Annotated in this window: 13 protein-coding genes and 2 pseudogenes; 6 read left to right on the top strand and 9 right to left on the bottom strand. The window is 41.2% G+C overall.

Annotated elements, in window-relative coordinates:
- Positions 1–17 precede the first annotated feature (17 nt).
- The 9 genes from BLS32_RS10480 to BLS32_RS18495 form a co-directional block, all read right to left on the bottom strand.
- Entirely contained in the window at positions 18–1,286 is a 1,269-nt protein-coding gene (locus tag BLS32_RS10480) for an ABC transporter permease (protein WP_091395213.1), read from the bottom strand.
- A 3-nt stretch (positions 1,287–1,289) separates the two neighbouring features.
- Positions 1,290–1,655 carry a hypothetical protein gene (locus BLS32_RS10485; protein ID WP_245699407.1) on the bottom strand — a complete coding sequence of 122 codons (366 nt, stop codon included), beginning with the start codon at positions 1,653–1,655 and terminating at the stop codon, positions 1,290–1,292.
- A gap of 358 nt (positions 1,656–2,013) precedes the next feature.
- A complete protein-coding gene (locus BLS32_RS10490; protein ID WP_091395219.1) occupies positions 2,014–2,340 on the bottom strand; it encodes a hypothetical protein in 327 nt (108 codons plus the stop codon).
- A 178-nt stretch (positions 2,341–2,518) separates the two neighbouring features.
- Positions 2,519–3,325: a hypothetical protein gene (locus tag BLS32_RS10495; protein WP_091395223.1), complete on the bottom strand. Its 807-nt coding sequence runs from the start codon at positions 3,323–3,325 to the stop codon at positions 2,519–2,521.
- An 83-nt stretch (positions 3,326–3,408) separates the two neighbouring features.
- On the bottom strand, positions 3,409–3,915 hold the full coding sequence (locus tag BLS32_RS10500; protein ID WP_139171749.1) for a thermonuclease family protein: 507 nt from the start codon (positions 3,913–3,915) through the stop codon (positions 3,409–3,411).
- Between the two features lie 74 nt (positions 3,916–3,989).
- The gene (locus BLS32_RS10505) at positions 3,990–4,199 is read right to left on the bottom strand and encodes a hypothetical protein (RefSeq protein ID WP_245699408.1); all 210 of its coding nucleotides are present in this window, start codon (positions 4,197–4,199) and stop codon (positions 3,990–3,992) included.
- A gap of 81 nt (positions 4,200–4,280) precedes the next feature.
- Positions 4,281–4,943, bottom strand: coding sequence for a response regulator transcription factor (locus tag BLS32_RS10510; protein WP_091395233.1), 663 nt, complete (start codon positions 4,941–4,943; stop codon positions 4,281–4,283).
- Positions 4,936–6,918 (bottom strand): tetratricopeptide repeat-containing sensor histidine kinase, encoded by a 1,983-nt coding sequence (locus tag BLS32_RS18490; protein ID WP_091395236.1) that lies wholly within the window; start codon positions 6,916–6,918, stop codon positions 4,936–4,938. The genes BLS32_RS10510 and BLS32_RS18490 overlap by 8 nt, the downstream gene beginning before the upstream one ends.
- 42 nt (positions 6,919–6,960) lie before the next feature.
- On the bottom strand, positions 6,961–7,122 hold the full coding sequence (locus tag BLS32_RS18495; RefSeq protein WP_170227621.1) for a hypothetical protein: 162 nt from the start codon (positions 7,120–7,122) through the stop codon (positions 6,961–6,963).
- A 345-nt stretch (positions 7,123–7,467) separates the two neighbouring features.
- On the opposite strand from BLS32_RS18495, the gene BLS32_RS10520 reads away from it, so the two are divergent.
- The 6 genes and pseudogenes from BLS32_RS10520 to BLS32_RS18500 all read left to right on the top strand — a co-directional run.
- The gene (locus tag BLS32_RS10520; protein WP_091395239.1) at positions 7,468–8,373 is read left to right on the top strand and encodes a hypothetical protein; all 906 of its coding nucleotides are present in this window, start codon (positions 7,468–7,470) and stop codon (positions 8,371–8,373) included.
- Positions 8,374–8,477: 104 nt separating this feature from the next.
- The gene (locus BLS32_RS10525; RefSeq protein WP_091395242.1) at positions 8,478–9,404 is read left to right on the top strand and encodes an alpha/beta hydrolase family protein; all 927 of its coding nucleotides are present in this window, start codon (positions 8,478–8,480) and stop codon (positions 9,402–9,404) included.
- Positions 9,405–9,430: 26 nt separating this feature from the next.
- Positions 9,431–9,922: a DinB family protein gene (locus BLS32_RS10530; protein WP_091395244.1), complete on the top strand. Its 492-nt coding sequence runs from the start codon at positions 9,431–9,433 to the stop codon at positions 9,920–9,922.
- 216 nt (positions 9,923–10,138) lie between these two features.
- A pseudogene (locus BLS32_RS10535) lies at positions 10,139–10,555 on the top strand (NAD(P)-dependent oxidoreductase); the annotation flags it as partial.
- Between the two features lie 181 nt (positions 10,556–10,736).
- Entirely contained in the window at positions 10,737–11,195 is a 459-nt protein-coding gene (locus tag BLS32_RS10540; protein ID WP_245699412.1) for a DUF1801 domain-containing protein, read from the top strand.
- 332 nt (positions 11,196–11,527) lie between these two features.
- A pseudogene (locus BLS32_RS18500) lies at positions 11,528–13,836 on the top strand (hypothetical protein); the annotation flags it as partial.

The following is a 13,836-nucleotide window of genomic DNA, read 5'->3' on the forward strand; positions in this document are numbered from 1 at the left end:
TGTATTATTTCTCATAATTAATTTTTTGAATAATAAACAACTTGTTGGTATTCAGGCTGTGTAAGATCGAGCTCTTTAAGATGTTCTAATGACACCGATTCGCAATGTGTCAACAGCTCTTCTTTTTCGCGATGTGCCAGTGCGATTTCTGTATTGATCGCCTGGTACCAGCCTTCTTTATATTGGTGGTGGTAATTCAGATATTCTTTTATCGGAAACACAAACCCGTCTATTTTTGACTGCAGCAAAGAAATGGCGCCATTGATCGTTGCCGCCTGTTGCTTAAAGTCGGTTATCTTATCTGTATTTGTAGCTTTTAGCTTATCCAGGTTGACAATTTCTTCTTTTTTTGCCCTGATAAACATTCTTATTTTATCGAGGTTCTCATATTCTTTCATGACAAAATCAAATACCAATCCCCAAATGATGTACACAACGAATCCTGCAAAAATAATCATCCAGAATTCTGCTTCAGCCAGAGCCACTTTTAAGTCGTATGGTGCGGAATTTAATGTTTTATTAAAATCATAGATTTTTTTCTCAATCTGATAAGCCAGTAAAGCATCAAACATAAAGGTCGTTATGAAAAGGGCAATCATCCTGAAAATATTTTTCAGGCCCTTGGTTTTCTGTACCATGTGAATAACATAGCCAAGTCCCATAAATACAAATGGAATCGTAACCACCAATACGCCTTCTAGCCAACTCGCTTTCAGGGAATTTTTCAATGCATCGGCATCAAAAATAGCCGCAGTAAGGCTGTCATCTGCAAATTCCTTAAAAAAAGCAGAATAAGATGCTGAAATATAAAACACCAAAAGGTAAAGCGTAATTGGGAGTAACAAGATCGCTCCTATATAAAGCTGTGCCTTTTGTCCTTTTCCATCCTCAATATATTTATCTGGATTGAGTTTTACCTCTACCATTTCCTGTTTCTTGAGATCGATGGAATCACTATAATCCTGGTCTTTTTTTTCATAAACACCAATGGCAATTTCACACTTTTTTAATTCAGTACGTTCTTTCTCCTGCTCTTCCCTGTAAGGCTGCTTTAATTTTTCCTGCTCCTGCTTTTGCTTACGGCATTGGTCCTCAAAACTACTGAAAAGATTTTGCAGACAGGCGCGCAGCACAATAGGTTTGCCCGTAGCCTTAACTGAAGCTGCAAAACCGCTTTGGTAATAAGTGATCCTGATTTGTTCCCTGTCTTCTTCCTGGTCTTCGAAAGCATCTAATGCCGGCTCTTCCAATTTTTTTAAACTAAATAATTGCTGAAGTGATTTCATGGCTTATGCGTTTAATTGATTAAAAATATCTTGTTTCTGAACACCGGTTTTCACGCAATCGATCAGGTAATTCGCGAGATCATCGATATTTTCATCGAGAAACTCAAATTTCTTGCAGTACTTTTTCAGGGTATTCATTTCGTCGTCTGTAATTTTCTCGTCTGCCCAGATAATCCTTGTAAGGTCATACAGATATTCTATTCGTGTGTGCAAATCAACCGGGATTTCCGGCTCATAACTTACAGGGTTCACAAAAAGCTTTTCAAGTTCTTCTTTCGGAATGCCGCGCTCATCTGCAAAAAAATAGAGCATCTGCATTTCAAGAACATTAAAATTGTCATCGGTCAAAGCCATTTGGTATAATCTCAAAAAATGACTTTTTAATTGGATGGTTAAAACATTTGAATCCATTGTTTGTTATTTAAATTAAATTGAAAAACTGATAAGCAATAATACTCAGTACCAAAAACACAAGGCAGCCGGAATTTTGAAAGCGCTTTTTATAACCCATTCCGTTTCCTGCATTCGCAGAAAAGCCTTTACTACTAATGGAGCCAAACTTTGTCCGAAGACTTGGGTTAATGCCAGAGGTGCTTATATTTATTCCTAAACCTTTACCCAGATTTATTCTCTTGCTGAACCGGAAACCCATATTATTTTTGTTTGCTTAATTGGTTATATTTCATTTCATCCATCAGAAAGAAGATTCGTTTCATATAATATTTAGTTAGTTTTCATAACTACACATCGTTAATCCTATATTCTCGGCGGTTTCTTTATCGCTTTCTTCTACCATGTGTCTGCACCTTTTTAATCCACGGCAATCGCGTTTGAGGTGGTAACATTTGGCACCTGCACTTTTACATAAATACACAACAGCACCATCCGCTATCACAATTTCAGCAGCGTTGCCGTTCATTGCGGGCATCATCACATTTGAAGTGGATCGTATGGGAGTACGAACCGGAAGATTTTCGGGTTTTTCCTGACAGCCGGTCATACCACAGACCCAAAGCAAGATGAACGCCTCGCGGCACCAAATTGTTTTTTTCATATTTGTTTGTTTTAGATTTTGGAGGGTAACTTATAAACGGGCGTCGTATTTTGGCAGGTAATTTAAGGATGGTATTACTGGCTATGATTTTGACAGATGAACAGCCACTCTTTATTCGTTTAATGTGAAAATTTAATTGAAACTATTTTGATAATTAAATATCTTACCTACAAATATTTCAATGTTTGCGATTGTCTTTTTCCGATTTCTGGTACCGCAGCCAAAATTTATCAGGAGCAACGCCTGACATTTCCTTAGTTGCCAATGCCTCTTTTTCGCCGCAGAAATCTTTGCGTACCGATTCGATAACCTCTTTCTCAGGATAATTCGTGATAGCTGTTACATAAAAATCATTGGTGATTTTTTGCCGTGCCTCGTTGGTTCCGAGCGTGTAGTTCAACACATTGTAAAATTTCAGCGGGGTATTTTCAGCTGTAAATGATTTGGTTGTGACTTTACGTGCTGATGGAAAACGCAACAGGTTGCAGTCGCGGTACAGTTCGCGTGTGATGTCGTACTCAGAGATGCGTTTTGCCGTATTAGGCGGGATCGCGATGGTTTTTGCTTCCAAAACCTCAACACCGCTCATTTTGCTGTCGACAGTCGTGGAAGAAAGTGTATTGATAATGCCATAACGCCCGAAGCCCATCCCTGCCGTTTTTGCAGTAACCGCATTATTGCCTGAAAGAAAGGTGCGGTTTTGGAAATAATCGTGTGCAACGCCGTTCATCACATAAAAACTTTCGTCGAGGTGCAGGTAAATGACTTCTGTCGTCTTGTTGTAAAAAGTAAAGCCAGCATTGCCATTTTCTGACCACAGGTCATAACTCACACGGCAATGGTCATTTTCATAACTTATGTAGCGGTCACTTTTGGTTTTGACTGTTTCGGAGGCGGTTTGATAAACCTGGTAAAAGTTAGCGCTGCTACAGGAGGCTAATGTGGCAACTAGTAATAAAGCTAAGGGTACTGTTTTGCAATGCATCGTTATTGGTTTAGGATCCAAACTTAAACGGTATTGCAATAACAGCTTTACGGAAAACCGTAAATGGCATCATTATTTCGCAGTTATTGACGGCTGGCTTCGAGGATTTTTTTTGTAGAAATGCCTTTGCGGTGTAGTTTCCTGATCTCCCAGGGTGCTATTGGCTCTTTATCTTTCCACAGCCCCACCCTGTTTTTACGCGCCTGGATTTCGAGATTGGACAATAATATATCTTTGGAATATTTTTTATAATGCCAGGCATAGCCCGCCCGGATCATTTCGGTTGAGATGTCTTTTCCATCAGTCAGGCTTGCCCGTGCGACAGTTCGTCCATAACGGTCGATCGTCACAGCGTGAATGGTGACCATTTTCCCGAAACACAAGTTGGAAAGGTATTTTTTGGAGGCTTTGGCAAACGGCATTCCTTTTTCTGGTGCATCGATCGCGTCCACACGGATGCGGATGGGTTTGTTGTTTTCGAGAATTGTAAAAGTGTCGCCGTCGGCAATTGCAATGACTTTCCAAGTTTTGGGGATTGTTTCAAAAGCAGTGAGAAAAAATACAGTAATAAGCAGAAAGAATTGGCGCATGTTGTTTGTATTAATGGTCAAACTTAAATAAAAAAACACCCTCTAAGGTGTTTTTACAATTGTTTATTAACATTTTAACTGGTGTGACACGAAGGGCAACAGGTCTTACAGCCATTGGACTTCGGATAGGTTTTCTTCGATTCTTTTACCGCATCGGCGCAGTTGTCAAACTCGCCGAGATATTTCCGGTTGTCTGCCTCTGGAAAATACCTGCAATCGTTCAGGTGCACTTCATGATCGCCGTTGGCCTGCTTGTTTTTGTTAACATAATAGCTTTTCATCATTGTTTGTCTTTAAAATTCAACCAAACTTAATTACTATATAAATTCATTTCATACGGTTTTCCGTAAAGCCAATTTTATTTATCAGATGACTTTCAGATCTTTGGCAAGACTCACAAGATGCATTCCGTTTTGTGCGCCAAAAGAAATCTTAAGCCTGTTGATGCGCTTTTCGATTGCGCTGACACTGTTAGGCTCTAAATTTATTTTTCTAAAATGGGCTGCTATGTCATTAGTCTTGTTTCCTGCAGCCATTTGGCGCAGCAGCATTACATCATAATCATCGATCTCATCCAGGGATTTGTCGTGGAGCTTTGCGCTGACTTCGGGAGAAATATAGGATTTTCCGCCAGCAACATCACCTATGGCGTTTACCAGCTGGGGGATGCTTTGCCTACCTTTAAAAACATAAGCTGCAATGTGGTGTTTTTTGAAAAGAGACTGAATCTGCAAAGAACGGTCTTCAACCGAAAACACTATGATATCAAGTTCAGGTTGCAAGGAGCGGATCGCTGCGATCAGGTCTTCACCTGAGGCGAGCCTCGCTTCGCGGTGGTCGGGCATAAATGACAGGTCGGTGATTAGAAGGTCATATGGTGCGCCGTCCTGCATGGCTTTCCTGATTTTTAAAAATGCATCGTCACAATAGCGCTCATAAGTTGCGGTAAGGAACAACTGGTCTAATACTTTTTTTACGGCGATGTTGTGTCCGTCTGAGTCTTCGGCTACTAAAATTTTTTTAAACATAATTACTATTTTCTGGCGGGTATAAGATGGTTGACTGTAGACCTTTCCCTGGTTCGGATTCAAAAATAATATGGCCACCGATAGCATGAATACGGTTTTCCACATTTTGTAAGCCATTTTTCAAAAATAGTGTAGATGCATCCATCCCGACACCATTGTCGCTGTAGCTTATTTTTGCTTTTTTTCCTTCCATCACAAATTGCAGCACGACATTTTTAGCATGGCTGTGCTTTTTCATGTTGACCATCAATTCCTGCAATACACGGTAAATGATTTGCTTTTTGTCGGCTTCCATCATTTGCCATGGCATGGCATCCAATCCGCGGATCATCACCTTAATTTCGTCACTTTGATATTCCGCGAGCAGCTGGCGCAACTGCAACGGATAATTTATTCCTGTATCTATCGGACTGTTTTCGCGCGAGATGTCTCGGGCACGTTCATAAATGCTGTCCAGGTTTGTCAGTAAAGTTTCTTTTTTTAAAAGGTCTGACAAATCCTGCGTTTGTGTGAATGTGATCGTATTGAATACATCGTTAGCGAGTTCGTCGTGGACTTTTTTGGAAATGCGCCGTTCGGTTTGGTAAGCTTCCAATATCTTTTCCTTTTTATGCCTTTTGCGATACAATAGCAAAAGCAGTCGCGCAATTACTGCAAAGACAATCAGCATAAACCCGAGCCCGATATTGACCCATAGGCTTCTTTCCATTTGCAGGGCACGCAATTGGGTTTGGGTCCTGAGCATGCGGTTTTCTTCGTTGGCTATTTTGGAATCGTACTTGATTTTGGCAAATTGGTTTTTCGCTATCTGGCGTATGCCATCGATGCTGTCTTTTATGGTGATGTAAGCATCGGCGAAGCTTTTACTTTCGGGAGCATTGCCTTCAGACAATAATTTCAAAGCTGCCAACCGGTCGTTGGTGCTGTTTAATTGGCTCAGTTCACGATAGGCTTTGTAGGCATACGCTTTCGATTTTTTCGGATCAAGCTGTTTATAGTATTCTGCGAGATGGACTTCAGATGTCGTCGTTTCAAACAAATCCTCTTGGCGTTTGCGTATCTCTAAAGCCTGCTGCATGTGGAAAAGCCCGATATCCATCCCTGCTTTCCATTGGCTGTAGCCGAGATTGTCCAGGATTCTTGCAAGGAGTTGCTGGTTGGCCTTTACTGTTTCCAATTCTTTCAGGCCAGAAAGCATTGCGATTGCTTTTTTATAATTGCCCATTTGCATGTAAACCAGTGCAATATTGTTCAGGATCGTATTGCGGTATTCTTTATTGGTGTTTACCAAAAGCGCGTTGCGGTAATACTGAAGCGCACTTTCATATTCGTGCAAATTGGTATATGCAAGTCCGTAATTGTTATAGGCAATCAATCTGTAGATCGAATCAGTTGCCGTGGCCGGAATTTTAGGGAGAAATTTCAGTGCTGTAGTTGTCGTATTTTCAAATTCTGCAAAATCATTATAGATGTAATGCATGTGGGCTATATTCATTAGCTTTTCGGCTACAGCTGCACTATCATTCCTGATCTCAGAAAGCATCCTTGAGGCATTGTAGTAATAATAGGCACTGTCGGGTTTGTCTATGGCTTCAAATTTTTTGCCTGTTTCAAACAGTCCTACAGAAAGGTTAAGCGTGTCTTTTCGCAGCCTGGAGTTGTCTGTATATTGCCGCAGGAATGCAGCTGCTTTTTCCGGCGTTCCTGCTTGTAGCAAACTGAATTTTGCATTAAATGCTTTCCAGATAAAAATAGCACTATCGAGTGTGACGGATCGTTCATAGGCCGCCGAAGCGCTATCTATTCTTACAGCTGCCGGAAGTTTGGTTTGGGCTGTCGCCTCAAGCTGCCTGTTGATTGTCGAAATTTGTGTGGCAATGTTGTTGGAGGAATTGTTCCTGTTGCATCCAGAAACCAATATCGCTGCGGTGGCGATTAAAAATAAAAACGGGGAATATAACTTGTTGGTTATCATTCCCCGAAATTAGTAAAATAATTCATTTTAACACCTGCTGACCTATGGTTTTGGAGGTGTCGGAGGTGTCGGAATGACTCCGCCCTGTCCGCCTAAAGGATCTGCGGCATGAACAGCAGTTGCTGCGGGCAAATCGTCGCCGGTACATGAAAACAAACAGCATGAGAAAACAAACAAAACAGATAATATAATAACTTTTTTCATTTTAAAAATTTTAGAAATTAAACATGGATATTGCGGTCGGTACTGAAAGTCAGCCCGGATCATTTTGGTTCCGCAATACGGTTTAAGGAACTATTCCTTACTTTTTTTGGGAAGTAAGCGTGCTGTAGCAGAAGTTTGGGATGATACTTCCCGGATCTTCTTTTTGCTCCTGTACAGCAACACTTTATCAAAATCAGTTTTGTACATTTGCCCTGATTGCAAGCCAGGCCAGTAACTGATTCTTAGGCAAAGAAATGGTGTTTAAGTGCCGTGTTTGCAAGGGAATTCCGGTCGTTCCGGTCATTCCGTTACAATTCCGATCATTCTGATAATTCCGATATATTTATGGAGATAATTACATTTGACACTTATGAAAATGCCATCCAAAAGTTTTATGAAACAGTAAAAACTGAGGATCTTACAGGCAGGCTTAAAAGTATTTCGCCTGCTGTTCTAAGGGAACTTTGCCTTGGGCTTTACAGCGCAGGATTAAATGCAGACGACCTGGTTATATTTCGTAATTTTTTTAATGTAAATGAAGAAATTGATTTAAGAAAAGCAATAGAAAACTTTGATATTGGCAGATCTAAGTCGGTGATTAATTTTATCAAAAACGGAACTTCACCGACAGATAAATTAAGAGTGGAAATGGCAGCGATACTAATTGGCTATAAGCCCCGCCCTTTTAAAGCTTTTTCTTTGAAATTAAAGCAATCGAATGTTCTGGCCCCGCCATCAGATTTGCAAGCAGGAAAACCTGGTGAAGAAATAACAGCCTTTCAGGAGAACGTTAATCCGGAAGCAGTAATTAAAAAAGAATCAGCTCATAAACCAACAAATGAGCATGCTTCAGAAGGAAATACATTACCGAAAAAGTTTTCTGTAGCAGCACTATTGGCAATCGCATTATTGTTTGCAGGCTATGTAATAAAGAAAGAAATATATCCGGCAAAGGATTGCCTGCAATGGACAACCGACCATTACGAAGCAGTTTCCTGTAAAGGCGCAAAAATCCAGTCGCTGTATGAAGCGCGTATCATTGAGTGGAGTGCTGAACTTACAGCATTTCGAAAATTGACCATTTCAGAAAAAACAAGGTTTTTCATTAACGGAAAACCAGCAGTCTGGTACAGTAAGGATAATAATGTGGTAGACTTTTTTAATGCGCCTGGCGTGCATCCGATTACCGGCGAATCCCTGAAACCTGTAACACGCCATATTGTAGAGACTTATGGGCAGGTTGGTGATTAATGCTTAGATGATGCAGCTGCTGCTTTTACCGAATTCGTCAGCCGCGAAACGCTAACAGTGATACCACAAACCGAAGACCTGATTTATTTAAAAGAACCTAAAAAATGAAAAATATAAATAAACCGGCAATTTTTAAAAACAGGCTAAAAGCAAAAAAATCATGCAGGCATGCACTCTTCATGTTGTTGTTTTTTGTCACCGGTTACGCATCGGCAATTCCACCAGGCTTTAAGACTAAGGAAATAAAATTTGCCAGTGAAGGAGTTTCACTCGCCGGAACGATTTTTATACCGAGCAACATAGAGGCTGCCGTTGTGCTTGTCCATGGATCGGGGCAGGAAAAAAGAATGATTGAATTTGCGACAATCCTGGCCAACAACGGAATTGCAGTTTTAACGTATGACAAACGCGGCATCGGGGCATCTGCCGGTGTGTATGCCGGACCCGAAGTGGGAACGAACAATATTGATTTCCAAAACCTGAACCTTCTGTCTTTAGATGCGAGTGCTGCAGTAAACGCTTTATCCAAATCTGTATCAAATGACCAGCTGCCAATTGGATTAATGGGCGCAAGCCAGGCCGGATGGATCATTCCATTGGCTGCAGCCAAAAATACGAAAGTCAGATTTATGATGATATTTAGCGGCTCACTTGTAACGGCTAAAGAACAATTGAGGTTCCAATTTTATACAAATGGGGATACAAATTTTTGGGAAATGCACTCAGAAGAAGAAGCAAGAAAACACGTATTTAACGACCCGGACAGGTATGCGTTTATTGACACAAATCCCACCGATATGCTTTCTGAATTATCAATCCCGGGACTCTGGATTTTTGGAGGTAAAGACATTCAGGTTCCCGTAAATTTGTCAATAGAATACCTTGACAGATTAAAATCCAAAAGCAAACAGTATGACTATAAATTGTTTCCAGACCTGGGGCACAATACCGCATTTTCAGACTCTGAAGAACCTATGAAGGATGCAATTAATTGGGTGAAAAATATAAGCAAATTAAAAAGTGGCAAGTAAAAAAGAACCAGTAAATTTTAAACAGCATGGAACAATTACCGAAAGAAATCCTATGGCGGCAATTTGGGGCAAGCATCGATATGCTAAAAAATGCCATCGCACTTTGTCCGCTTCATTTTTGGGATACTGAAAAGAAATTTTGGTATCATGCCTATCACTGTTTATTCTTTTTGGATTATTATTTAACCCGCAATCCTGAAAGTTTCGAACCTCCAAAAATATTCTCCTTTTCAGAGTTTGAAGACCGGATGCCGGAAAGGACCTATTCAAAAGAGGAGTTGTTGTTTTATGTGGAGTACTGCAGGAAAAAGTGCAAAAAATTAATTGGAAACCTGAATAATGAAAATTCCAGCCTTGACTGGATCAACCAATCCAAAACAATGAAATACAACATCATTGAAATCCTGCTTTACAACATGCGGCACGTACAACACCATTGCGCCCAACTGAATTTATTACTGAGGCAGGAAATAGATAATGCACCAGAGTGGATTTATGAAGCTGAAGATAAATTATAAATTTTCACGAAACGAACCGCTGAAGTACCGGACTGCAACCTGAGATTTCAGCAGGAAATGTTTGCCTAAAAACACAAAGCTTTATTTTTGCAGATAAAATCCTGTTCCTGTTCCGCTTGTAAGAACGGGAAACGTTAAAAGCAGGCACAACAGACGACGGGCATCAAATAAATATCCAAATGACAGTTAAGTGACACCTCACGTGAGAAAGCAGTTGCAGATGGATTTGAGATGACGGAGTCGAAAGAAATGTTTTTCAAAACGGCTGATATTATTACTTTGCACCTGCGACTTAGTGAAAAAACACTGGAAATAGTCAAAGAAAGCGACTGGTTATCAATGAAAGAAAATTCAGTATTGATAAATCCTGCAAGAGCAGAACTCATTGAAAAGGGAAAACTTTTAAAATGCCTGAAAATGGGAAAACCAACATTTGCCGGACTGGATGTATATGAAGATGAACCTATCTACAACAAAAATTCTGAATTCCTTAAATTACCCAATGTAGTTTGCACACCGCATTTGGGTTACGTTGAAAACGGATACGAATTGTATTTTGGGGAAACCTTTGAAAACACAATGAATTTCATCATTGGCAATCCGACAAACATTGCCAACCCTGAAGTACTGTAAATAAAAATATTACAGTTGCATTTTAGCAGGTAAAAAAATACTAGCGGTGAAGCAAATGATCTGGTTTTTGGAAAATTGACCAATATTTCTGTAATTTCGTTTCGGTTTACCAAAGAATCTGCTTACGCGCATTTTTCACAGCATTCGGAACTCGGCGAGACATTTAATTCTGTACAAAAAAATGAATACCAACGGAAATATGGCTTATAAAAACAAGACAAATGAAACGCAGGTCAGCGCAACCGATTTTATCAACGCAGCCGTAGCAACCGATCAAAAAAAAGCCGATAGTTTTCAATTAATCGATCTCATGAGCGCATGGTCTGGATTTAAACCTAAAATGTGGGGCCCAACAATTGTTGGTTTTGGCAGCTATCATTACAAATACGACAGCGGACATGAAGGCGATATGCCGCTGATTGGTTTCTCTCCGCGCAAAGCCGCATTTTCATTATATGTTTTTTCACCAACAGCAAACAATAAACATTTATTGGAGGGCTTTGGAAAATACAAGATGGGCAAAGCCTGCATTTATGTAAATAAAATGGCCGATATCAATATTGCTGTGTTGGAAAAAATGTGCAAAGCAACCATCGCGTATCTAAATGAGCAGCACGAATGTGCCTGCAGGGAAAATTAGGTTATAACAACGTTGACTCACAACTGTTGCAATGCAATCTCAATTCTTAAATCTTTATCCAAAAACGTTCTTCTTCTAAATCAGACCGCTGGTGTAATAAATCCCAACGGTTATTCATTTTTCACGAATTCTTCTTTTTTTTCGTCTATAATTGCATCGAAAACAATTTCAACGTGAAATTATTGGCCAAGCGACAAAAAATAGAAAAGGGAACTGAAACCTCTTACGATTTTCTAAAATACCAACCTTTAATTTACTGACTATTAACAATTCGATAATTAAAAATACAAGAAAAATCTTAACTTCGCGGCCAAACCAAACATCCACATTCAATGAACAAAATTTTACATTTCGCATTCCTTTTATTTGGGATGACTGTATTTGCACAAAATCTGATTCCGGGGCAACTCGATCCAACCTTCCAGATCGGAACCGGTTTTGAAGATGGCATGGACGCTTTAGCAGTCCAGCCCGATGGGAAAATTCTCGTTGCCGGCCAGGGAGATACTTATCAAGGTGTTCCCTTCAACAGGATCATCAGGCTTAATGCCGATGGCAGCCCGGACCCAACTTTTACCGGAATGGGCAACCTGCTGATATACGAAAACTACAACGAAATCGCGCTTCAGCCCGATCGAAAAATCCTGACCATCAGCCATTATACAAATGATGTAAACTCGACCACGCTGTATTACCATTTCAAAAGGTTAAACACCGATGGATCACTCGATACCACATTTAATGCCGGAGGAACCGGAGTTGTGGAAACGCCAACGTCATGGATTAGCAATATGGTCGTCCAGCCTGATGGGAAGATTATCATAGTAGGGCAGTTTGCGCAATACAATGGCGTCGCTTCTAAGAACATTGCCAGGCTCAATGCCGACGGAACGCTTGATACAAGTTTTGTAGTCGGCTCCGGATTCAATTCCTCTGTATATTCGCTTTGCATGCAACCCGACGGCAAAGTACTGGTTTCAGGTAGTTTCAGTTCGTATAACGGATCTTCTGTCAATGGCTTTACGCGATTAAATGCAGATGGCACAAAAGACACGACATTTACACCGGCTTCATCCACAGCTGTTGGGAAAATGGGCATTCAGTCTAACGGGAACATCGTCGCCAATGCTGCATATACTATCAATGGTGTAAATAAGGATGGGATTGTCATCCTTAACCCAAATGGCACCGTGATCACATCTAACGGAACACTTCCTGAACTTACAGGTGCAACAAACGAGAGATTCCTTGATTTTGTAGTGCAACCAGACGATAAAATTATTGCCGTAGGCTATTTTAGTCAATATGGTGGTGTTACCATACGCCATATCTTGAGGCTGACTGCGAATGGTTTTTTAGACAATACTTTTAACCCTGGTTCTCCAGGGGCGATGGTACAGGCCATTGCAGCTTACCCCAATAACCGATATGTTATTTCTGGTTTATTTACGCGCTATCAGAGCCAGTCTATGAATTACATTGCACGCATCAACGGACTTTCAGGTATTCAGACACCGAGTGGCAATACGTCACAAACCATCTGCGGATCCGGGACTTTAGCTTCTCTTGCTGTCACCGGACAAGGAATAACATGGTACAATGCGGCAACCGAAGGAAACCAGCTTTCCTCTGCCACGCCTCTTGTCAATGGCACAACATACTATGCCTCTCAAACCATTTCAAACAACGAAAGTGCCACACGTCTAGCTGTAACGGTTACCTTGAGTACGCAATCAACGCCTGTATTTACACCCATTGGCCCGATATGCTCCGGGGATTCCAGCCAAACCCTGCCAACGACCTCAACGAATGGCGTTACCGGAACCTGGTCGCCAACTTTCAGTACCACAACTACAAGAGCATATACCTTTACACCAGCGGCCGGCCAATGTGCGACGACCGCAACCATGACCGTCACGGTCAACAACAACCTTACGCCTACATTTACACAGATTGCCGCGATTTGTCCAGGTGCAGATCTTGTTTTACCTACAATGTCAAACAACGGATTCAGCGGAACCTGGTCGCCTGCAGTAAATAATACGGCAACGACCACTTATGGTTTTACACCGGATTCAGGACAGTGCGCAAGAACGGCATCAATGACAGTTGTCGTAAACACTGCGACGACACCAACATTCACACCGGTTTCAGCCATTTGTTCCGGTGCAACCTTATCTGCTTTGCCAACGACTTCGAGCAATGGAATTCCGGGAACCTGGGCGCCTGCTTTGAATAATCTGGAAACCACAACTTATACGTTTACACCAGCAACTGGCCAATGTGCAAGCACAGCTACAATGACCATTACGGTAAACCCGAATGCAACGCCAGCTTTTACGCAGGTTTCAGCGATTTGTTCCGGTGGAACTTTATCGGCTTTGCCAGTGGATTCGAATAATGGAATCAACGGAACCTGGTCGCCTGCTTTGAATAATCTGGAAACCACAACTTATACGTTTACACCAGCAGCTGGCCAATGTGCAACCACAGCTACGATGACCATCACGGTAAACCCGAATGCAACGCCAGCCTTCACGCAGGTTTCAGCGATTTGTTCCGGTGGAGCTTTATCGGCTTTGCCAGTGGATTCGAATAACGGAATTAACGGAACCTGGTCGCCTGCTTTGAATAATACGGC

Source organism: Flavobacterium noncentrifugens (assembly GCF_900100375.1).
Taxonomy (GTDB): domain Bacteria; phylum Bacteroidota; class Bacteroidia; order Flavobacteriales; family Flavobacteriaceae; genus Flavobacterium; species Flavobacterium noncentrifugens.